Origin of the sequence: Kocuria salsicia (assembly GCF_007681555.1) — a bacterium.
In the GTDB taxonomy this organism is placed as follows: domain Bacteria; phylum Actinomycetota; class Actinomycetes; order Actinomycetales; family Micrococcaceae; genus Kocuria; species Kocuria salsicia.
Genome location: NZ_VELE01000008.1, coordinates 97,182 through 118,216, shown reverse-complemented (window position 1 = coordinate 118,216; position 21,035 = coordinate 97,182). Strand labels below are relative to the sequence as shown.

The window sequence follows — 21,035 nt, the reverse complement described above, 5'->3', positions numbered from 1 at the left end:
GCACCGAGAGTAGCGGCAATGAGACGCAGTCGCACGCGGGTGGAGTTCCGCGCCGGGAGAGGCCCCGCGGTCGACGCGGCGAACACGCCCGATAGCAGCGCCGCACGACACATGAGCTGGGATACACTCACGTGTGTTCTGGGCCATAAGCCCAGCACCGATCCCAGGATGTCGTCATATCCATTCCATTCGAATTCCCGGACGCTGGCCTCAAGAGCCGCCGGTCCACTTCGCTTTTGAGGAGGCGAGATGCGACTTTCCCGCATTTCCAAGACTCTGGGCATCGCCGCTGTGGCGAGCCTTTCCCTGACCGCCTGCGGTGGCGGCGGTTCCGACGAGGCGGCCGACGGCAGCGCCGTCATCACCGCGGACAGCGTGGAGCCCCAGAACCCACTGGTGCCCACCAACACCACCGAGACCGGTGGCGGCGTGGTCATCCAGCAGATCTTCAACGGCCTGGTGACCTACGACTCCGAGGGCAAGACCCAGAACGACCTCGCGGAGTCCATCGAGTCCAAGGACAAGCAGACCTGGACCATCAAGATCAAGCCGGACATGAAGTTCACCAACGGCGAGGCGATCACCGCCCAGAGTTTCGTGGACTCCTGGAACTACGGCGCCGCAGCCAAGAACGCCCAGGGCGCCGCGAGCTTCTTCGAGCCCATCGAGGGCTACGAGACGGTCTCCGCCGAGGGCAGCACCGAGGACAAGATGTCCGGGCTGAAGGCCGTGGACGACACCACCTTCACCGTCAAGCTGGTCGCCCCGCAGTCGGACTTCGAGCAGCGCCTGGGCTACACCGCGTTCGCGCCGATGCCCTCCTCCGCGTTCAAGGACATGAAGGCGTTCGGCGAGAACCCCGTGGGCTACGGCCCCTACAAGATGGCCAAGGAAGGTGCCTGGCAGCACAACTCCGCCATCGACCTCGTCAAGAACGACGACTACAAGGGCCCGGAGGAAGCCAAGAACGGCGGCATCACCTTCAAGCTGTACCAGAACCCGGACACCGCCTACCAGGATCTGATCTCCAACAACCTGGACGTCCTGCAGCAGGTCCCCACCGGCGCGCTCGGCAACTACAAGTCCGACCTCGGCGACCGCTACTCGGACAAGCCCTACGCCGGCATCCAGACGCTCGCCGTCCCGGAGTACCAGGACAACTGGAAGGGCGAGGCCGGCAAGCTGCGCCGCCAGGCCCTGTCCATGGCCATCGACCGCCAGGAGATCACCAAGGTGATCTTCAATGAGACGCGCTCCCCGGCCACCGACTTCACCGCCCCCACCATCGAGGGCTACGACGAGAACCTCCCGAACTCCGAGAACACAAAGTTCAACAAGGACAAGGCCAAGGAGCTGTGGGACAAGGCTGAGAAGATCCAGCCCTACGACAAGTCCCAGACGCTGACCATCGCCTTCAACGCGGACGCCGGCGGCCACAAGAAGTGGGTGGACGCCGTCGCCAACCAGATCAAGAACAACCTGGGCATCGAGGTCGAGGGCAAGTCCTACTCCACCTTCAAGGAGCTGCGCAGCGAGGCCAAGGCCGGCAAGCTGACCGGCGCCACCCGCTCCGGCTGGCAGGCCGACTACCCCTCCATGTACAACTTCATGGGCCCCACCTTCACCAAGGGCGCCGCCTCCAACGACTCGCGGTACGACAACCCGAAGTTCGAGGACACCCTGAACTCCGGCCTCGAGGCCAAGACCACCGAGGACGGTGTGAAGAAGTTCCAGGAGGCCGACTCCATGCTCCTGGAGGACCTGCCCTCGATCCCGCTCTGGTACAACCAGGCCAACACGGCGTGGTCCGAGAACGTCTCCGGCGTGGACACCGGCTGGGACGGCGTTCCCGAGTACTACAAGGTCGAGAAGACCAAGAGCTGATCCGCTGACCTCCTGACGCACACCACGCAGCGGGGAGACACCGCAACCCGGTGTCTCCCCGTTGCCACTTCTCCCGATAGGAGCGCCCCTTGGCCTGGTACCTGGTCAAAAGACTCCTGCAGCTGATCCCCGTGTTCTTGGGCGCCACGCTGCTGGTCTACTTCCTGGTCTTCATGACCCCCGGTGATCCGCTGGACGCGCTGTGCGGGGACAAGGGCTGCACGCCCGGTGTCGCCGCCGCGCTCACCAAGCAGTACCACCTGGACGACCCCTTCTTCATGCAGTACTTCCACTACATCGGCAACCTGCTCACCGGCGACCTCGGAGTGAACTTCTCTGGGCGCGAGGTCAGCAGCGTCCTCGCGGACGCCTTCCCCGCCACCATCCGCCTCGCAATCATCGCGCTGATCTTCGAGGCGATCTTCGGCATCACCTTCGGCCTGTACGCCGGGCTGAAGAAGGGCGGCTGGTTCGACTCGACCGTCCTGGTGCTGTCCCTGGTGGTCATCGCCGTGCCGATCTTCGTGCTCGGCTTCGTGATGCAGTACTTCGTGGGCGTCAAGTGGGGCCTCGCGAAGCCCACCGTCTCCGGCGCCGCGGACTGGAGCGACCTGATCCTGCCCGGCATCGTGCTGGGACTCGTCTCCTTCGCCCAGGTGCTGCGCCTGACCCGCACCGCCGTGTCGGAGAACGCCAGCGCGGACTACGTCCGCACCGCCACCGCCAAGGGCCTGACCCGTGGACGCGTGGTGCGGGTGCACATCCTGCGCAACTCCATGATCCCCGTGGCGACCTTCCTGGGCATGGACCTGGGCGCCCTGATGGGCGGAGCGATCGTCACCGAGGGCATCTTCAACGTCCCGGGCATCGGCAACCAGCTGTACAAAGCACTGACCCTCGGCGACGCACCCATGGTGGTCTCCGTGGTGTCCGTGATGGTCATCATCTTCTGTGTGGCCAACCTGGTCGTCGATCTCCTGTACGCCTGGCTCGACCCGAGGATCCGTTATGCGTGAGGCCAACATGGAAAACAACGACGCCGCGGACCGGGACCTGGATCCCGAGGCCCGCGCCCACGAAGCGGCCATGCGAGAGATCGCGGACACCGCCGACACCCCGGCCGGATCCCATCAGAAGGACCTGGGCGGGCTGAGCACCGGCATCATGATGGAGCACTTCGTCGCAGACGTGGGGAGCACTCCCGTCACCGCCACGGACTCCCGCTCTGCCGAGGGTGCCCCTGTGAGCCTGTGGCGCGACGCCTGGCGGCAGCTGCGCAAGAAGCCCACGTTCGTCATTGCCGCGCTGCTGATCGTCCTGGTGATCGTGGTGGCGCTGTTCCCGCAGCTGTTCTGGACGGAGAACCCGTCCGCGGCCGCCACCCAGTGCCTGCTGGAGAACTCCAACGGCAAGGCCTCCGCGGGTCACCCCATGGGCTTCACCGCCCAGGGTTGCGATGTGTACTCGCGCGTGATCGCCGGGACCCGGGCCTCGCTGATGGTGGGCCTGTTCACCACCATCGGCGTGGTGGTCATCGGCGGGATCATCGGTGCGCTCGCCGGCTACTTCGGCGGCTGGATCGACGGCGTGCTCGCCCGCCTGGGCGACGTCTTCTTCGCGCTGCCCCTGATCCTGGGCGCCCTAGTGGTCATGCAGCTGCCGTTCTTCAAGGCCCACCGAGGGGTCTGGACCCTGGTGGTGGTGCTCGTGCTCTTCGGCTGGCCACAGATCGCGCGCATCATGCGAGGTGCCGTGGTCGAGGTGCGCAACGCGGACTACGTGGTCAGCGCCCGCTCCCTGGGGGTCTCCTCCCTGGGGATCCTGATGCGCCACATCATCCCCAACGCGATGGCCCCGGTGATCGTGATCGCCACGATCTCCCTGGGCACGTTCATCGTCGCCGAGTCCACTCTGTCCTACCTCGGCATCGGACTGCCGCCCGGCATGATGAGCTGGGGCAACGACATCTCGGACGCGAAGGACGCCTTCCGCTCCAACCCGATGCCCGTATTTTGGCCCGGCCTGGCACTGTCGTTGACCGTCCTGAGCTTCATCATGCTCGGTGACGCGCTGCGTGATGCCCTGGATCCGAAGGCCCGGAAGAAGTGATGAGCATGTCGCAGGAGACCCAGGATAAGAACCGCCCCCTGCTGGAGGTGCGCGATCTCGGGATCGCCTTCACCACCGCCACGGGCGAGGTCCAGGCCGTCAAGAACTCGAACTTCACCGTGATGCCCGGTGAGACCGTGGCGATCGTGGGCGAGTCCGGTTCGGGCAAGTCCACCTCGGCGCTGGCCGCGATCGGGCTGCTGCCCGCCAACGGCCGTGTGAACTCGGGGCAGATCATCTTCGACGGCGAGGACATCACCCACGCCAGCGAGAAGCGCAAGGTGGGGCTGCGCGGCAGCCAGATCGGCATGGTGCCCCAGGACCCGATGTCCAACCTGAACCCTGTGTGGAAGGTGGGCTTCCAGGTTCGGGAGACCCTCAAGGCCAACGGTCTGCCGTCCTCTGACGCGGACGTGGCCCGGGTGCTCAGCCAAGCCGGCCTGCCAGACGCGGAGAAGCGCGCCAAGCAGTACCCGCACGAGTTCTCCGGCGGCATGCGCCAGCGCGCGCTGATCTCCATCGGGCTCTCGTGCCAGCCGCGGCTGCTGATCGCGGACGAGCCCACGTCAGCTCTGGACGTGACCGTGCAGCGCACCATCCTGGACCACCTCCGGAAGATGACCGACGAGCTGGGCACCGCCGTGCTGCTCATCACGCACGACCTCGGTCTGGCGGCCGAGCGGGCCCAGAAGGTCGTGGTGATGTACAAGGGCGAGGTCGTGGAGGCGGGACCGGCGCTGCAGCTGCTGCGCAACCCGCGCCACCCCTACACCCAAAAGCTCGTGGAGTCGGCGCCCTCGCTGGCCTCCCGGCGCATCCAGGTGGCCCGCAGCCGCGGCCAGGAGGCGGAAGACCTCCTGGCCGAGCGCCCCAGGACCTCGATGCAGGCCACACTGAAGCAGGACTTCGTGCGGGTCGAGGACCTCACCAAGGTGTACAAGCTGCGCGGCTCGTGGGGCCGTTCCGAGGACTTCACCGCGGTGGACCACGTGTCCTTCTCCATCCCGCGCGGCACGACCACCGCGGTGGTCGGGGAGTCCGGCTCCGGCAAGTCCACCGTGGCCAAGATGATGCTCGGGCTGGAACCCATCACCTCCGGCACGATCAACTTCGACGGCCAGGACGTGGCCCAGCTGCGTGGGCGCAAGCTGTTCGCGTTCCGCCGGCGGGTGCAGCCCATCTTCCAGGACCCGTACGGCTCCCTGGACCCGATGTACAACATCTACCGCACCATCGAGGAACCGCTGAGGGTCCACGGAGTCGGCTCGGGCAAAGAGCGGGAGAAGAAGGTCCGCGAGCTGATGGACCAGGTCTCCCTGCCCCAGTCGATGCTCGCACGCTACCCGAACGAGCTCTCCGGCGGGCAGCGTCAGCGCGTGGCGATCGCCCGCGCCCTGGCCCTGAACCCGGAGCTCGTGGTGTGCGACGAGGCGGTCTCCGCGCTGGACGTGCTCGTGCAGGCGCAGATCCTCAACCTGCTGGCCGAGCTGCAGCACGAGCTGGGTCTGACGTACCTGTTCATCACCCACGACCTCGCGGTGGTCCGTCAGATAGCGGACAACGTGTGCGTCATGGAGCGGGGCAAGCTGCTCGAGACCGGTTCCACGGACGCCGTGTTCGAGAACCCGCAGACCGAGTACACGCAGAAGCTGCTGGCCGCGATCCCCGGGGCGGGACTGATGAACGCCGTCTGAGCAGGTTCTGCTCCCCGCCGTCGCCCTCCGTGGCACAGCGGGGAGCACGCAGCGCCCGGCGCCACGATCCACGTGGCACCGGGCGCTGCGCTCGTCTGGCTTCGGTGTCTGCCTCGCGGCCGAGGCCCCCACGGGATCTCGACGCCGGGCACACCGCATGCGCGCTTCGTCCATCCCACCGCCGGCCCCCACCCAGAGGCCAGCCCGGGCCTCGAGAGGTCAGCCCGCGAACGCCCTCGTGACCTGCCCGGGCACCGCCACGCGCACCGAGTAGAGGGACCCCGCCGTGGGCTGGACGTCCGCGGGGAGGTTCTCGCGCGACGTCGTGATGTAGAGCGTGCGCAGGTCCTCCCCGCCCAGGGTGCAGGCCGTGACCTGCTTGGCACCCACCGAGACCACCGTGTCCAGGGTGCCGTCCGGCAGGTACCGGTGCACCTGGCCGGAGCCGTTGAGCGCGGTCCACACCGCGCCCTCCGAGTCCACGGTCAGGCCGTCCGGGTTGGCTGTGACGCTGCCCGGCTCGTACTGTTCGCCAGGATCCGTGGCGGCCGCAGCGGCGTCGTCGTCCACCACGGGGCGCACGAAGCTGCGCCGGTTCTGCAGCCCCGCCTCCGGGAACCAGTCGAAGACCACGACCTCGTGCGAGGGTGTGTCGTTGTAGTAGGCGAGTGCGCCGTCCGGGGACCACGCGATGCCGTTGGAGATGGTGACGTTCTCGAGCACCGGCTCCCAGTCCAGGTCCGGGGCCACCCGGTAGAGGGTTGCCTCACCCTCGGCCTGGTCGTAGGCCATGGACCCCACGTAGAACGAGCCGTCCGGGGCCACACCGCCCTCGTTCATCCGCACGTCCGGGGTGTCCCACAGGGTCACCTCGCGCTGGAACGTGCCCTCGCGGTCCGTGAGGACGACGCCGCGCTCCACGGCGATGATCTGGCCTCCGGTCTCGCGCGGGCGCACGCACGCGGCCACCGCCCCGACGTCCTGCCGGCGCGGCTCGTCCAGCGGGCCGAACGTCATGACGTCCCCGGCGAGCATGTCCACCCAGGCCAGTCCGCCCCACTCGGCGCTCCAGCACGGGCCCTCTCCGTGGTAGGTCCAGGACGGTGTGATCCTCTGCGCGGTCAGCTTCTTCACTGCTGTGGCCTCCTCAGGCTGCTGGGGGTGGGAATCCGGTCCCGGTCGTACGTGATCTCCGTGTAACCGTGCGGGGTGGGCTGGCCGTCCTCCCCCAGGTTCACGAACACGATCTTGTCGATGCTCAGGATCAGCTCACCCGTGATGACGTTGCGGACCTGCGCCCGCATGGTCAGGGATGTGCGTCCGAACGCGGTGGCGGTCAGGCCCATCTCGATGATGTCGCCCTGCACCGCGGAGGCCACGAACTCGATCTCCGACATGTACTTGGTGACCGCCCGCCGGTTGCCCAGCTGCACGATCGCGTAGATCGCGGCCTCCTCGTCGATCCACCGCAGCAGCGACCCCCCGAAGAGGGTGCCGTTCGCGTTGAGGTCCTCGGGCTTCACCCATTTGCGGGTCCGGAATGTGATGTCCCCTGGCTGCTCCATGGCTCAACCCTATGCGGGAGCGGGCAGGCGCGGGGAACGACCCGCACGACGTCGTGCGCCATCATGGACGCAAGACCGTCACCTCCCGGGCCGCGTCCGGCGGCCTCCCGGGCCAGGACGCCGCTGAGCGCCGGCGCGTTCGTCGCGATCCTCAGCGCCGCCGGGATCCTGCTCGGAGCCACCACGAGCATCTTTCCGATGCTGCTCACCGGCATGGGCCTGCTCGGCCAGGGGCTGCTCGCCGCAGCACTGCTGCTCACCGGGTTCGGCGCGGAGCACCACGGCCTCGTGCTGACCGCGCTGGTCCTGCTGGGGCTGGGCTGGTCCGCGTCCACGGTCTCCAGGACCACCATGGTCACCGAAACCGTGCAGACCCAGGAGCGCCCCGCACTGCAGGGCACCTCCGACCTGGCCATGAACCTGTGCGGGGGCGGCGGGCGGAGCCCTCGCTGGCCCGGTGCTCTCCCTTGTGGGGGTTCGCGGGGCTGGGCGCCGTGGCGCTCGACTTCGTCCCCGTCCTCGTGATCACTACGACGACGCTGCGCGCCCACTGAGCGCGCAGGCCGGCTCGGTGGGGCCGCCCACGCAGCGCACGGACTACGGCAGCTCCAGGTCGTCCACGCGCCCGCTGCTGCCGGGGCGCTCGTCGCGACGTCGCCCGCGCTCGGCCACGGACGAGCTCACGACCACGGGGAAAGCACCCGTGTAGCCCTCGCGCTCGGCGGCGATGGCGCGCACGCGGTCCCGCACCAGGAACCAGCCGACGATCAGCACGGGGACCACCACGGCCATCGAGGCCACGGTGAGGGTACCCAGCGGGTAGTCCAGCGCCACGAGGATCATCACGCCCACGAGGAACGCCATGGTGAGCCAGTTGGTGTACGGCGCGAACGGCGCACGGTACGCGGGGCGCTGGTAGAGGCCCTGTTTGGAGAGCCGCACGAACTTCTGGTGCGGCAGGGTGATGGCGGCCCAGCCCACCAGGATGCCGATCGCGGAGATGTTCAGCACGATGCTGAACGCCTCCTCCGGGACGTAGTAGTTGAGGATGACGCCCAGCGCCCCCACGCCCACCGTGAGCAGGATGCCGCCCGCGGGAACACCCGAGCGCGTCATCTTCCCGGTGAACTTGGGCGCGGAACCGGCCATGGCCATGGAGTGCACGATCCGGCCCGTGGAGTACAGGCCCGCGTTGAGCGAGGACAGCGCCGCGGTGATCACCACGAGCTGCATGATGGGCCCGATGCCGTCGATGCCGATGGAGCTGAAGAACGTGACGAACGGGGACTCGTCCGCCGAGTACGCCGTGTACGGCAGCAGCAGCGTGAGCAGCAGGATGGAGCCCACGTAGAACAGCGCGATGCGCAGGATCACCGTGTTGATGGCCTTGGGAATGGTCTTGCGCGGGTCCTGGGTCTCACCGGCGGTGATGCCCACCAGCTCGATGCCCGAGTACGCGAACACCACGCCCTGCGAGACCACCAGGGCGGGGAGCAGACCGTTGGGGAAGATCCCGCCGTTCTCGGTGATCAGCGAGAACCCGGTGGGCGCACCCGTGGGGGTCCCGAAGAGCACGAACGCCACGCCCACGACCAGGAAGACCACGAGCGCGGAGACCTTGACCACGGCGAACCAGAACTCCATCTCCCCGAATACCTTCACGGAGATGAGGTTGGTGATCATCACGACCACCAGCACCACCGCGGCCAGCAGCCACTGGGGCAGGTCCGCGACGAACTGGCTGTACTGCCCGAACCACTTGACGTAGATGGCCATGGCGGTGGCGTCCACCACCGTGGTGGACGCCCACGAGAGCCAGTACATCCAGCCCACGAAGTACGCGCTCTTCTCGCCGTAGAACTCGCGCGTGTAGGAGACGAAGGAGCCTGAGGACGGCCGGTGCATCACCAGCTCCCCGAGCTGGCGCAGGATCAGGTAGCCGAAGAACCCAGCCACCGCGTACAGCAGGAACAGGGCGGGCCCGGCGTCCGCCAGACCACCACCGGCCCCCAGGAACAGACCCGTGCCGATGGAGCTGCCGATCGCGATCATGTTGATCTGGCGCGCGGTGAGTCCCTTGCTGTACCCCTCCTGCTCGGCGACGTACTGGTTGTTCGACTCGGCGCGGCTCGTGGGCGTCGTGTCGGAGGAGCTCGAGTCCATGCGAGTACACCTTCGGTCGAGACGGGCATCGCGCACCCGCCGTTGACCGGCAGTGTGCACAGAGGAAGCCTAAGCGCTCAGTCAGCTGTTCATCGGCTGCGGCACACCCGCTCTTCGCCCGGACGCGGCTGCCGTGCGGCCCGCTGCCCCCGAGCGGTCCCCCGGGAACCCGTGCGAAGGGACTCCTGGGCACCGCGAGGACGGCGACAGTCCGGTCGGGCTCAGCGGCCCGTGCGCTCGCGGTGTTTGCAGCCGGGCCAGCAGCACGGGCGGCGCTTGCCCTCGTGCATCTCCTCACCCGTGCGGCGGATGCGCCGGGCGCGGGTCTCGGGCTTCTTGGCGTCCTCCACCCAGCACACGAACTCGTTGCGCCCCAGCGGGGTGAGTCCGCGCCACAGCTGCGCGGTCTCCGGCTCGGCCAGCAGCGCGCTCGCGAGGTCGGCGGGCAGCTCGTGGACCACGCCTCCGGGCAGGTCGCTCGCCACCGTGCCGGCGGCCGTGGTGGTGGTCCTGGGTGTTTCGGTCACGGTGTGCTCCCTGCCGCGGTCGATCGGTGAGGCGCGTCCTCATCACCGGCAGTGTGCCACGGGCACGGGGTGGGCACCAGGCGTCGAGCACTCCCCCGGGGCCTCCTGTCCGTCTGCGCTGCGCGTCAGCTCTCACCAGGGGCCAGCAGCCTCGCGCCACAGGACCCGCGAAAGTCGGGCCCGCAGGAGCAGTGCCTAGTGGGACGGTGTGCCCGGACTGTCTCACTAGGCCTCTTCGTGCCATCTCGTCGGGACTGCTGCACGACGTTGACGGGTACATCGCAGCACCCACCGCCTACCGCACCGTGGACGACCTCACCGCCGCGGGACTGGTCCGCCACGAGCCGTCGGTCAAGGTGGAGGGACAGAAGGTCTGGTTGGTTCCGGCGGTCCTGACGGCGCTGGACGAGTTCGCCGAGCGGGCGGGCCGCCGCACCTACGGCTCCGGTGGATGAACACTCTGTGACCGGGACCAAGACTGCCCAGCCGGCACGGGGTGGGCACCACACGGCATCCGTGCCAGCATGGCGACATGCCACTGACGCTGCGATTCCCCACGGCCGAGGACGAGACGGCGGTCCGCGCGCTGCACGAGCAGCTGCGATCCGACGACTTCTCCTTCGTGCTGGACGAGGGCACGTGGTCCGACGTGCTGGACGCCGTGGAGCACGCGTCCCGGGGAGAGAACCTGGCACCGGGGTTCGTCCGGGCGGACTACCTGCTCGCGGAGGTGGCCGGTGAGGTGGTGGGCAGAAGCTCCATCCGGTACGCCCTCACCGACTACCTCCTCCGCGTGGGCGGCCACGTGGGCTACGCCGTGGGCCCTGCGTTCCGGCGCCGCGGCTACGCCACGGAGATCCTGCGGCAGTCCGTGGCGCGGCTCAACGCAGCGGGGGTCGACCGCGTGCTGGTCGTGTGCGCGGACGACAACGCCGCCTCCGCCGCGACGATCGAGGCCTGTGGCGGGGTGCTGGAGAACGTGGTCCCGGACAGGGACGGCCGCCCGGTCCGCCGCTACTGGATCGGCTGAGGGAACGAGCCCGCGGCGGGCACCCTCCCGCTTCTGCGCGCCACCACCCCGACGGCTGCTGGCGTGCATTCCACCAGCGGCATGGGCTCCCCTGGGCTGCTCGGGCTCCCCCGAGCGGTCAGGCCTCCCCCAGCCCCCGCGCGACCCGGCCCATGAGATCACCGAGCCGGGCGACGTCGTCGTCCGTCAGCGACGCGAAGAACAGCTCCTCCACGTCCCGCGCGTGGGCGGGGCGCAGCCGCCGGAACGCCTGCACTCCCTCCGCGGTGAGCACCGCCTCCCAGCCGCGGCCGTCGCCCTCGGCACGACGCCGCTGCACCCAGCCCCGCTCGCACAGCACCCTGACCTGGTAGTTCAGCCGCGACGGCGAGAAGACCAGGCGCCGCGCCAGCTCGCCCAGGCGCATGCGGCGCCCGGGGGCCTCGTAGAGCAGCAGGAGCAGCTGGTACTCCATGGTCGAGCAGCCCTGCGCCTTGAGCCGCTCCTCGATCCTGGCGGTCAGCCGCGCCGTGGTCTCGAAGTAGAGCCGCCACGTTTCCCAGCGATCGGGCCTCTCCGCGCCGGTGGTCGTCCCCGCGGCGGCCGGCTCAAAACGGTCCTCGGGATGGCGTGCTTCTGTGGGCATGGAGCTCATCCTCGCACCGCCGCCAGCAGGTCCTCGAAGTTCGGCACCGCGGCGAACTCGTCCCGCACGGAGCGATCCGGGCGCGGCGGCGCGTTCCGCCGGGCCCCCACGGGCTCGGTGGAGGCACCGTCCGCGGCGGAGGCGCCGTCCTCCGTGGCCCCCGAACCGGCCCCTGCCGCGTGGCCCGGCCCGGCGACGTCGTGGCCGGGAGTCCCGACCCCGAGCATCCCGGCGAGCGCGGCACCGGACCGCTCGATGCGGGACTGCAGGGAGGCGTCAGCCCAGTCCTCCGTGGCGGCGTACACGCCGATGGGCAGCGTGAGCGCCTTGAGGTAGCTGAACAGCGGGCGCAGGGCGGTGTCCAGGACCAGCGAGTGCCGCGGGGACCCTCCGGTCGCGGCCACGACCGTGGGCAGGTTCTCCAGGGCGCCCTCGTCGAAGAGGTCGAAGAACGCCTTGAACAGCCCCGAGTAGCTCGCCTTGTAGGTGGGCGTGGCCGCCACCAGGGCGTCCGCGGTGAGCACGGCGTCCAGCGCGTCCTGCACGGGGGCCGGAGCCATGCCCGTGAGCATGGCGTCCGTGATCCCGTGGGCGACGTCCCGCAGGTTGACCAGGCGCACCTCGGGCTCGGGGGCGCCGTCACGGCTGACGACGTCGCTCGCGGCCTGCGCGATCGCCCGCGCCAGGCGCGTGGTGGACGCGTCCTCCGACAGTCCCGCGGTCACCACCGCGATGCTCCGACGATCAGTCATGGTGCGCTCTCCTCGTGTCCTGCGTGTCTCGTTCTTCTACTTGCTGCTGTCCTGCTGCGCGTTCGCCGCGGCCTCGGCCTTGGCGGCGCGGTCCTTCGCGGCCTGCGAGTCCGGGCCGCCACCGGGGATCGGGTCCTTGCCCGCCGCGTGCCGCGCAACCAGGGACTCGTGGGTGGGGGCCTCCGGCACGTGCGCGGGACGCAGGGAGTCGAACTCCTTGCGCAGCACCGGGAAGACCTCTTCCCCGAGCATGTCCATCTGCTCCAGGACCATCTTCAGCGGCAGACCGGCGTGGTCCACCAGGAACAGCTGGCGCTGGTAGTCACCGGCGTAGTCCCGGAAGGACAGCGTGCGCTCGATGACCTGCTGGGGCGAGCCCACGGTCAACGGAGTCTGCTCCATGAAGCTCTCGAGCGACGGACCGTGACCGTACACCGGCGCGTTGTCGAAGTACGGGCGGAACTGCCGCACGGCGTCCTGCGAGTTCTTGGCCATGAACGTCTGACCGCCCAGGCCCACGATCGCCTGGTCCGCGGAGCCGTGGCCGTAGTACTCGTAGCGCTGACGGTAGAACGCCACCATCCGCTCGGTGTGCTCCTTGTTCCAGAAGATGTTGTTGTGGAAGAAGCCGTCACCGTAGAACGCGGCCTGCTCCGGGATCTCCGGGGAGCGGATGGAGCCGTGCCACACGAACGGCGGGACGTCGTCCATCGGCCGGGGCGTGGAGGTGAACCCCTGCAGCGGCGTGCGGAAGCGCCCGGAGAAGTTCACGTTCTCCTCGCGCCACAGCTTGTGCAGCAGCTGGTAGTTCTCCACGGCCAGCGGGATGCCCTGGCGGATGTCCTTGCCGAACCACGGGTACACGGGCCCGGTGTTGCCACGGCCCAGGGTCAGGTCCACACGGCCGTCCGCGAGGTGCTGCGCGTAGGCGTAGTCCTCCGCGATCCGCACGGGGTCCGTGGTGGTGATCAGGGTGGTGGCGGTGCTCAGCTGGATCTTCTCCGTCTGGGCGGCGACCGCACCCATGAGCACCGGCGGGTTGGCGGGAGCGGCGAACGGCGGGTTGTGGTGCTGGCCCGTGGCGAACACGTCCATGCCCAGCTCCTCGGCCTTCCTGGCCATGGCCACCGTGGCCTTGATGCGCTCGTGCTCCGTGGGGGTCTTGCCCGTGGTGGGGTCGGTGGTCACGTCACCGATGGTGAAAATACCGAGTTGCATTGCCTTCTCCTCCTCGTGGCGAGGCCTTCGTCCATCTACTTCAAATTTGAAGTACCTGTGTAAGGACGGGGCGCGGGGAAATATTCCCCGGTGGATTGTTGAACAATTTGTCCTCGGTCAGGCATGCTGGTGGGACACGCAGTGAGACGGAGGTCACGCATGACGGTCATGGATCTGAACAGCGACGTGGGCGAGTCGTTCGGCAGCTGGAGGATGGGGGACGACGCCGCGGTCTTCCGCTCGGTCTCCAGCGCCAACGTAGCGTGCGGCTTCCACGCCGGGGACCCGTCCGTGATGGCGCAGACGTGCCGGGACGCCGTCGCCGCAGCAGTCACCGTGGGCGCGCACGTGGCCTACCGGGACCTCGCGGGCTTCGGCCGCCGCTTCCTGGACTGCTCCCCCACTGAGCTCGCCGACGACGTCCTCTACCAGATGGGTGCGCTGGAGGCTGTGGCCCGCGCCGCCGGGACCCGCGTGAGCTACGTGAAGCCCCACGGGGCCCTCTACAACACGATTGCCCACCACGAGAGCCACGCGCAGGCCGTGGTGGACGCCGTCCGGGCCTTCGGCGGAGACCTCCCCCTGCTCCTGCTGCCCGGTTCCGTGGCACTGTCGAAGGCCGAGCGAGCGGGACTGCGCGCGGTCACGGAGGCCTTCGCGGACCGCGGTTACACCCCGGACGGACGACTGGTCTCCCGGCGTGAGGAGGGTGCGGTGCTGCACGACGCCGCTGAGGTCACCGAGCGCATGGTCCGCCTGGCGCAGGACGGCACGCTCACCGCAGTGGACGGCTCCACCGTGCGGATCGCCGCCGAGAGCATCTGCGTGCACGGGGACACCCCCGGCGCAGCCGCCATGGCCGCCGAGGTCCGCCGCGGACTCGAGGACGCCGGCATCACCATCCGGTCCTTCGCATGAGCACCGGGTCGTCGCCGTCGCAGGACCGCCCCGTGCCCGCCGTACGGTGGGCCGGGAGCGAGGCGTTCCTGCTGGACTGCGGGAGCCTGCCCGAGGTGGTGCGCTGGCACGCCCACCTCGCGGCCCACCCGTTCCCCGGTCAGGTGGACGTGCTCGCAGCGGCCACCACCGTGCTGGTCTCCTTCGCCTCGGCCCGCACCGCGCACGCAGCGGCGAACACCGTCGGCTCCGTGACCCCCGCCGAGTCCGCCGGAGAGCAGGGCAGGACCGTGGAGATCCCGGTGGTCTACGACGGCGAGGACCTCGCGGAGGTCGCCCGGCTCACCGGCCTCGGCGAGCACGGCGTGGTCGAGGCGCACACCGGCGCGCCGTGGACCGCGGCGTTCGGGGGCTTCGCACCGGGCTTCGCGTACCTCACCGCGCCGGGCGACCCGCTGGACGTCCCCCGCAGGGACAGCCCGCGCACCGCCGTACCCGCGGGATCGGTGGCACTCGCCGGCACCTTCTCCGCCGTCTACCCGCGCAGCTCCCCCGGGGGCTGGCAGCTGATCGGCCGCACGGACGCGGTGCTGTGGGACGAGACCCGCGAGCCCCCCGCCCTGATCCGCCCGGGAGACACGGTGCACTACCGGGCCGTGCGCGAACTGGTCACGGTGGCCGACGCCGCCGCACCGGCCCGCCCCTCCCCCGCGGCGCACGCCCTGGTGGTCGAGGAACCTGGGATGCAGACGCTCGTCCAGGACCTCGGCCGCTCCGGGCGCGGGGATCTGGGCGTTCCCTCCTCCGGTGCGGCGGACCGCACCAGCGCGGTGCAGGCGAACCGGCTCGTAGGCAACGACGCCTCCGCCGCGGTCCTGGAGCTCACCGTCGGCGGACTGTCCGTCACGGCCCGCGGGCACCACGTGCTCGCGCTCGCCGGGGCGCCCGTCACGGGGACGATCACCCGGTCGGAGGAGGCTTCCCCGGCACGACCCGGCCCGTCGACGACCGCCGCCGGCACGGCGGGGCCGGGCACCGCTGCGGACGGTGGCCCCGCAACGGTGGAGGAGGCGGCGCAGGAAACCGCGTCGGTCGCGGAGACCGAGCCGACCGGCCACGTCCGGAGCGTCCCGTTCTGTGCACCCTTCGCGCTGTACGACGGTGAACGACTCCGCCTGGACTCCGCATCCCGCGGGCTGCGCTGCTGCGTGGCCGTGCGCGGCGGCCTGGACCTCCCGGAGGTGCTGGGCAGCCGCTCCACAGACGTGCTCTCCGGAACCGGCCCGGACCCCGTGGCCACCGGGGACGTGCTGCCCGTGCGCCCCGCCCCGGAGGGACGCGCCGTCGGCGAGCCCGAGCCACCCGAGGTGGACGTCCCGGCCCGGGGCGAGACGGTCACCCTGCGCGTTGCCCCCGGGCCACGAGACGACTGGTTCACCCCGGAGTCCCTTACCACCCTCACCGCCCGGACGTGGCGCGTGGCCACCAACTCCAACCGCGTGGGCGTGCGCTTCGAAGAGCCGCGGGACGGCCCGGTCCTCGAACGGGCCCGCACCGAGGAGCTGGCGAGCGAGGGCGTGGTCACGGGTTCCTTGCAGGTGCCCCACTCAGGGGTTCCCGTCTTGTTCCTCGCAGACCACCCAGTGACCGGGGGCTACCCGGTGATCGGCGTCGTCGTCCCCCGGGACCTCGCGCTCGCCGCGCAGCTCGCCCCCGGGACGGACGTCCGCTTCGACGTAGCGGGTGCGGGCCGCACCCCACGGTCCCAGGCCACCCCGGACCAGACCACCTCGACAGGAGAATCCGTATGAAAAAGGTTCTGATCGCCAACCGCGGGGAGATCGCCGTGCGGATCGCGCGGGCGTGCGCGGACGAAGGGCTGACGTCCGTGGCCGTCTACTCGGAGCCGGACGCGGAGTCCTTCCACGTGCGCATGGCCGACGAGGCATATGCCCTGCCGGGGTCCTCCCCCGCAGAGACCTACCTGGACATCCCCACCGTGCTCGCGGTCGCGGAGCGCTCCGGGGCGGACGCCGTGCACCCGGGCTACGGGTTCCTGTCCGAGAACGCGGAGTTCGCGCGCGCCGTGGTGGCGGCAGGCCTCACGTGGATCGGCCCGGACGCGGACGTCATCGAGGCCCTCGGCAACAAGGTCACCGCTCGGGAGATCGCCGTGCGCGCGGGGGCCCCCCTCGTCCCGGGCACGGACGGACCCGTCCCGGACGCCGCCGAGGCGCGGGCCTTCGCCGAGGAGCACGGCCTGCCCATCGCCATCAAGGCCGCGTTCGGGGGCGGTGGCCGCGGCATGCGGATCGCCCGCGAGCTGGACGAGGTGGAGGGCGCGTTCGACGCCGCCGTGCGGGAGGCCACCGCCGCGTTCGGCCGGGGCGAGTGCTTCGTGGAGCGGTTCCTGGATCGCCCGCGGCACGTGGAGGCCCAGGTGGTCGCGGACACCCACGGCACCGTGACCGTGGTGGGCACCCGGGACTGCTCCCTGCAGCGCAGGCACCAGAAGCTCGTGGAGGAGGCCCCGGCGCCCTTCCTCACGGACGAGCAGCGCGCCACACTGCACGAGTCCGCCCGCGCGATCTGCCGCGAGGCGGGGTACACCGGCGCCGGAACGGTCGAGTACCTGGTGGCTCCGGACGGGCTGATCTCCTTCCTGGAGGTCAACACCCGCCTGCAGGTGGAGCACCCCGTGAGCGAGCAGACCTCCGGGGTGGACCTCGTGCGCGAACAGTTCCGCGTGGCGCGGGGCCTCCCCCTGAGCATCCCCGAGGACCCGGCGGCGCACGGCCACGCGTTCGAGTTCCGGCTCAACGCGGAGGACCCGGCCCTCGGATTCCTGCCCACCCCGGGCACCGTGGAGGCATTCGAGGCCCCCACGGGTGCGGGCGTGCGCGTGGACACCGGGGTGCGCTCCGGCTCCGTGGTGCCCGCCCAGTACGACTCTCTGCTGGCCAAGCTGATCGTGTGGGGCGAGGACCGTCAGCAGGCCCTCCTCCGCTCCCGCGCGGCGCTGCGCGAGCTCGTGGTCCGCGGGCTGCCCACCGTGATCCCGTTCCACCAGGCCGTGCTGGAGGAGGACGCCTTCACCTCTCAGGAGCGGCTGGGCGTCCACACCACGTGGATCGAGGACGAGTTCGCCCGGGATCTCGCGGCCTCCCCCTACCTGGCGCCGGCGGCCGGGCAGCGCAGCACATTCACCCTCGAGATCGACGGGCGCGCCGTGCGGGTGGGGCTTCCGGAGGAACTCGCGGACGCCCTGCTGCGCGGCGGCGCGAGCCCGGCGGTCGTGGGGCAGGCGGGGGCGGCGGCGTCCCCCGGCACAGGCGAGGACGACGCCGCGCTCACCGCCCCCATGAACGGCACCGTGGTCACGTGGCTGGTTTCCGACGGCGCGCAGGTGGACACCGGGCAGCCCGTGCTGGTGGTGGAGGCGATGAAGATGGAGACCCCGGTGCGCGCCCACCGCGGCGGCACGCTCTCACGCGCCGACGTGGCCGAGGGTGCCTCCGTGACCGCGGGGCAGACGCTCGCAGAGATCTCGTGAACGGCGCCGCGGGGGCCCACGAGGGCGTGGGCGGCACGGGCGGGAAGGGTGGGAGTGCCCCAGCACACTCTGGCGCAGTGCAGGCGAGCGCGCACGCCGCGGACCGGCTGCGCACCATGATCGCGGACGGCGCCCTGGCCCCGGGCGCGAAGCTCTCGGAACAGGCGCTGAGTGGAGAGCTGGGGATCTCGCGCAACACGCTGCGGGAGGCGTTCGCGATGCTGGCCGCGGAGAACCTCGTGGCGCGCCTGCCGAACAGGGGGGGCTTCGTGACCGATCCCACCGCCGACGACGTCCGCGACCTCTACGCCGCACGGCTCGTCCTCGAAACCGGCGCAGTGCTGTGGGGCGAGCTGGACGGGCCCGCCGTGGCAAGGCTGCGCGAGATCGTGGCTGCTGCGCTGACCGCCGTAGAGGCGGGGGACGCTCCCACCATGGCGGACGCGAATCAGCGTTTCCACCGGGAGATCGTGGCGGCGGCCGGTTCCCGCGCGCTGCTCGCGGAGATGGACAGGGCGCTGGCGCGGATGCGACTCGTGTTCCACGCGATGACGGACGAGCCCGGCTTTCACGCGGGCTACGCGCACCGCAACTCGGAGGTCCTCGCGGCACTGGAGGCCGGGGACCGTGCCCGTGCGGTCGAGCTGCTGCGGGACTCCCTGTCTGCGGCGCGGGACGAGATCCTCGCCCGCGTGGGTTGAGAGCCCGTCGTCAGAGCTGCTCAGGGCACCTGGTAGCTGCTGTCCCGGGCGTCCGTGACGAGCATGTGGCCGGGGGCGTGGGAGATCGCGAACGGCGGCCGGGACTCCACCACCGCGGCCTGCGGCGTGACCCCGCACGCCCAGAACACGGGGATCTCGCCGGGGGCGATCCGCACGGCGTCGCCGTAGTCCGGGGCGGTCAGGTCCGCGATGCCGAGCCCCGCCGGGTCCCCCACGTGCACCGGGGCACCGTGGACCACCGGGTAGCGCGAGGTGATGCGCACGGCGTCCGCCACGCGGTCCGCGGGCACCGGGCGCATCGAGACCACCAGCGGCCCCGAGAGCCGTCCGGCAGGTTCGCAGCGCCGGGACGTGCGGTACATGGGGACGTTCACGCCCTGGTCGATGTGCGCCATGCGGATCCCCTCGGCCATCAGGGCGTCCTCGAACGTGAACGAGCAGCCCAGCAGGAACGTCACCAGGTCCTCGCGCCAGTACGGCCTCGCATCCGCAGGCCGGGCCACCTCGCGGCCGTGCTCGTAGACCACGTACTGCGGCACGTCGGTGCGGATGTCCCCACCCGGCAGCAGCGGACCGGCGGTCTCCCCCGCGTCCAGCACACCGAGCACCGGGCAGGGCTTGGGGTTGCGCTGCGCGAAGAGCAGGACCTCGAAGGCCCAGTCCCGCGGCACGGCGAGCAGGTTGGCCTGCGCACACCCCGCCGCCCACCCGGCTGTGGGGCGCACGACGCCGCCGCGGAACCGCTCACGCGCCTGGGCCGGCGTGAGCGAGGAAACGGACGGTGCGGCGTCGTCCACGGTGATCACGCCCACAGCTTCGCGAGACCGGCCAGCGAGTTCCACGCGAGGTAGACCGTGAGCAGCCACGCGAGCACCCCCACGACCAGCAGCCACACGGGGTAGCGGTAGCCGTGCAGCAGGTCCCGTCGCCGCCAGCCCACCCACAGCAGGATCGCGAAGCCGAACGGGAGGATCAGCCCGTTGAACGCCCCTGCGAAGACGAGCAGGGTCTGCGGCGCCTTGCCGAGCACCAGGTAGAGCACCGCGCAGACCAGGATGAAGCCCACAGTGAGCAGGTTGCGGGTGCGCGTGCTGCCGGTGGAGGAGGTCACAAACGAGATGGACGTGAACGCCGCCCCGATCACGGAGGTCAGCGCGGCGGCCCACAGCACCACCCCGAAGATCCGCACGCCGATCTCCCCGGCGGCCGCGCCAAAAGCCTCGGCGGCCATGTTGTCCCCGGCCAGGGTCACGCCGCCGGCAACCACTCCGAAGATCGCGAGGAACAGCAGCACACGCATCACGCACGTGACCAGAATGCCCAGCACGGAGCTGCGGCTGACGGCGTTGACGTTCTCCACACCGCTCACGCCCGAGTCGATCATCCGGTGCGCACCCGAGTAGGTGATGTAGCCACCCACGGTGCCACCGATCAGTGTGGTGACCACCAGGAAGTCGACCTTCTCCGGCAGCACGGTGTTCTTCAGCGCCTCCCCCACGGGAGGTGCCGCCACGACCGCGACGTAGAGCATGAGCAGGATCATCACCGCGCCCAGCAGCACCACCATCCGGTCCAGCGCCAGGCCCGCGCGCTTGGACAGGAAGATGAGGATGGCCAGCACCACGGACACCGCGCCTCCGATCTTGGGGTCCAGCCCGAGCATTGCGTTCAGACCCAGGCCGGTGCCCGCGATGTTGCCGATGTTGAACACCGCACCGCCCAGGAACACGAGCGCGGCGAGCACGTATCCGGCACCGGGTAGGACGCTGTTGGCAAGCTCCTGCGCGCGAAGGCCCGAGACCCCGATGACCCGCCACACGTTCAGCTGGACCGCGATGTCCACCAGGATGGACAGCAGGATGGCGAATGCAAAGGCTGCACCCAGCTGCACCGTGAACACCGTGGTCTGGGTGATGAAGCCGGGGCCGATGGCGCTCGTGGCCATGAGGAACATCGCGCCCAGGAGCGCGCTGCGGTGGCCCTTAGCTCTCGGCCCAGCGGGCGCGGGCTGCCCCTGGGAGTCCCGGGAGTTCGCGACGTCGCGTGGCTGCCCGACGTCGTTCGGTTGAGGAGTGCCGTGGTGCTGCGGCTGGGACGCGGACGAGGACATCGATCCCTCCAGGGATTCACGTGAGCGGAGTCACACGGCTGCTGACATCAGCACTCTACAGGTTGTTCAACAATCAGCCAATAGATTGTTGAACAATGTCCCCAGCACGAAGAACGCCACCCCGGCGCGGAGGGTTCCGTGCCGGGGTGGCGTTGTCTAGCGCACGGCAGCCGGCGCGCGAGGGCG

20 protein-coding genes are annotated in these 21,035 nt (G+C 70.2%); 11 read left to right on the top strand and 9 right to left on the bottom strand.

Annotated elements, in window-relative coordinates; translation table 11 throughout:
- Window positions 1–249: 249 nt before the first annotated feature.
- From FS770_RS10960 to FS770_RS10945, 4 genes are all read left to right on the top strand, one after another.
- Window positions 250–1,884 carry a peptide ABC transporter substrate-binding protein gene (locus FS770_RS10960; protein WP_144943246.1) on the top strand — a complete coding sequence of 545 codons (1,635 nt, stop codon included), beginning with the start codon at window positions 250–252 and terminating at the stop codon, window positions 1,882–1,884.
- Window positions 1,885–1,973: 89 nt separating this feature from the next.
- A complete protein-coding gene (locus FS770_RS10955; protein ID WP_145011786.1) occupies window positions 1,974–2,900 on the top strand; it encodes an ABC transporter permease in 927 nt (308 codons plus the stop codon).
- Entirely contained in the window at window positions 2,893–3,993 is a 1,101-nt protein-coding gene (locus tag FS770_RS10950; protein ID WP_145011783.1) for an ABC transporter permease, read from the top strand. Before FS770_RS10955 ends, FS770_RS10950 begins: the two co-directional genes overlap by 8 nt.
- Window positions 3,993–5,687: a dipeptide ABC transporter ATP-binding protein gene (locus FS770_RS10945; protein ID WP_144943245.1), complete on the top strand. Its 1,695-nt coding sequence runs from the start codon at window positions 3,993–3,995 to the stop codon at window positions 5,685–5,687. The genes FS770_RS10950 and FS770_RS10945 overlap by 1 nt, the downstream gene beginning before the upstream one ends.
- Window positions 5,688–5,906: 219 nt before the next feature.
- Here FS770_RS10945 and FS770_RS10940 read toward each other — a convergent pair whose 3' ends face one another.
- Both FS770_RS10940 and FS770_RS10935 read right to left on the bottom strand, forming a co-directional pair.
- On the bottom strand, window positions 5,907–6,821 hold the full coding sequence (locus FS770_RS10940) for an SMP-30/gluconolactonase/LRE family protein (RefSeq protein WP_145011781.1): 915 nt from the start codon (window positions 6,819–6,821) through the stop codon (window positions 5,907–5,909).
- A complete protein-coding gene (locus FS770_RS10935) occupies window positions 6,818–7,252 on the bottom strand; it encodes an acyl-CoA thioesterase (RefSeq protein ID WP_144943243.1) in 435 nt (144 codons plus the stop codon). Before FS770_RS10935 ends, FS770_RS10940 begins: the two co-directional genes overlap by 4 nt.
- A 63-nt stretch (window positions 7,253–7,315) precedes the next feature.
- Here FS770_RS10935 and FS770_RS10930 point away from each other — a divergent pair, with 63 nt between their 5' ends.
- Window positions 7,316–7,777 carry a hypothetical protein gene (locus FS770_RS10930; RefSeq protein WP_186366761.1) on the top strand — a complete coding sequence of 154 codons (462 nt, stop codon included), beginning with the start codon at window positions 7,316–7,318 and terminating at the stop codon, window positions 7,775–7,777.
- 72 nt (window positions 7,778–7,849) lie between these two features.
- On the opposite strand, the gene FS770_RS10925 is transcribed toward FS770_RS10930, so the two are convergent.
- Together FS770_RS10925 and FS770_RS10920 are read right to left on the bottom strand one after the other, a co-directional pair.
- Window positions 7,850–9,415, bottom strand: a complete 1,566-nt coding sequence (locus tag FS770_RS10925) for an amino acid permease (RefSeq protein WP_244944889.1) — start codon at window positions 9,413–9,415, stop codon at window positions 7,850–7,852.
- A gap of 221 nt (window positions 9,416–9,636) precedes the next feature.
- Window positions 9,637–9,942, bottom strand: coding sequence for a YdeI/OmpD-associated family protein (locus FS770_RS10920; protein WP_144943242.1), 306 nt, complete (start codon window positions 9,940–9,942; stop codon window positions 9,637–9,639).
- Window positions 9,943–10,133: 191 nt separating this feature from the next.
- Between FS770_RS10920 and FS770_RS10915 the strand changes: the two genes are divergently transcribed.
- Both FS770_RS10915 and FS770_RS10910 read left to right on the top strand, forming a co-directional pair.
- Window positions 10,134–10,397, top strand: coding sequence for a hypothetical protein (locus tag FS770_RS10915; protein ID WP_186366760.1), 264 nt, complete (start codon window positions 10,134–10,136; stop codon window positions 10,395–10,397).
- A 77-nt stretch (window positions 10,398–10,474) separates the two neighbouring features.
- On the top strand, window positions 10,475–10,972 hold the full coding sequence (locus FS770_RS10910; RefSeq protein ID WP_145011778.1) for a GNAT family N-acetyltransferase: 498 nt from the start codon (window positions 10,475–10,477) through the stop codon (window positions 10,970–10,972).
- 118 nt (window positions 10,973–11,090) lie between these two features.
- Here FS770_RS10910 and FS770_RS10905 read toward each other — a convergent pair whose 3' ends face one another.
- Genes FS770_RS10905 through FS770_RS10895 form a run of 3 tightly spaced genes read right to left on the bottom strand, consistent with a single transcriptional unit; the run spans window position 11,091 to window position 13,567 of the window.
- Window positions 11,091–11,597, bottom strand: a complete 507-nt coding sequence (locus tag FS770_RS10905) for a MarR family winged helix-turn-helix transcriptional regulator (RefSeq protein ID WP_244944888.1) — start codon at window positions 11,595–11,597, stop codon at window positions 11,091–11,093.
- A gap of 5 nt (window positions 11,598–11,602) precedes the next feature.
- Entirely contained in the window at window positions 11,603–12,349 is a 747-nt protein-coding gene (locus FS770_RS10900; RefSeq protein ID WP_144943239.1) for a CE1759 family FMN reductase, read from the bottom strand.
- A 36-nt stretch (window positions 12,350–12,385) separates the two neighbouring features.
- A complete protein-coding gene (locus tag FS770_RS10895; protein WP_126874595.1) occupies window positions 12,386–13,567 on the bottom strand; it encodes an LLM class flavin-dependent oxidoreductase in 1,182 nt (393 codons plus the stop codon).
- A gap of 159 nt (window positions 13,568–13,726) precedes the next feature.
- On the opposite strand from FS770_RS10895, the gene FS770_RS10890 reads away from it, so the two are divergent.
- The 4 genes from FS770_RS10890 to FS770_RS10875 all read left to right on the top strand — a co-directional run bounded on the left by FS770_RS10890 (window position 13,727) and on the right by FS770_RS10875 (window position 18,718).
- On the top strand, window positions 13,727–14,485 hold the full coding sequence (locus FS770_RS10890) for a LamB/YcsF family protein (protein ID WP_145011771.1): 759 nt from the start codon (window positions 13,727–13,729) through the stop codon (window positions 14,483–14,485).
- Window positions 14,482–16,275 (top strand): 5-oxoprolinase subunit B/C family protein, encoded by a 1,794-nt coding sequence (locus FS770_RS10885; protein WP_145011768.1) that lies wholly within the window; start codon window positions 14,482–14,484, stop codon window positions 16,273–16,275. Before FS770_RS10890 ends, FS770_RS10885 begins: the two co-directional genes overlap by 4 nt.
- The gene (locus FS770_RS10880) at window positions 16,272–18,017 is read left to right on the top strand and encodes an acetyl/propionyl/methylcrotonyl-CoA carboxylase subunit alpha (protein ID WP_144943235.1); all 1,746 of its coding nucleotides are present in this window, start codon (window positions 16,272–16,274) and stop codon (window positions 18,015–18,017) included. Before FS770_RS10885 ends, FS770_RS10880 begins: the two co-directional genes overlap by 4 nt.
- 77 nt (window positions 18,018–18,094) lie before the next feature.
- Window positions 18,095–18,718: a GntR family transcriptional regulator gene (locus FS770_RS10875; protein WP_244944887.1), complete on the top strand. Its 624-nt coding sequence runs from the start codon at window positions 18,095–18,097 to the stop codon at window positions 18,716–18,718.
- 20 nt (window positions 18,719–18,738) lie between these two features.
- Here the strand turns inward: FS770_RS10875 and FS770_RS10870 are convergent, their stop codons facing one another.
- A complete protein-coding gene (locus FS770_RS10870) occupies window positions 18,739–19,551 on the bottom strand; it encodes a putative hydro-lyase (protein ID WP_144943234.1) in 813 nt (270 codons plus the stop codon).
- Window positions 19,542–20,849, bottom strand: coding sequence for an NRAMP family divalent metal transporter (locus FS770_RS10865; protein WP_244944886.1), 1,308 nt, complete (start codon window positions 20,847–20,849; stop codon window positions 19,542–19,544). Before FS770_RS10865 ends, FS770_RS10870 begins: the two co-directional genes overlap by 10 nt.
- Between the last annotated feature and the right edge of the window lie 186 nt (window positions 20,850–21,035).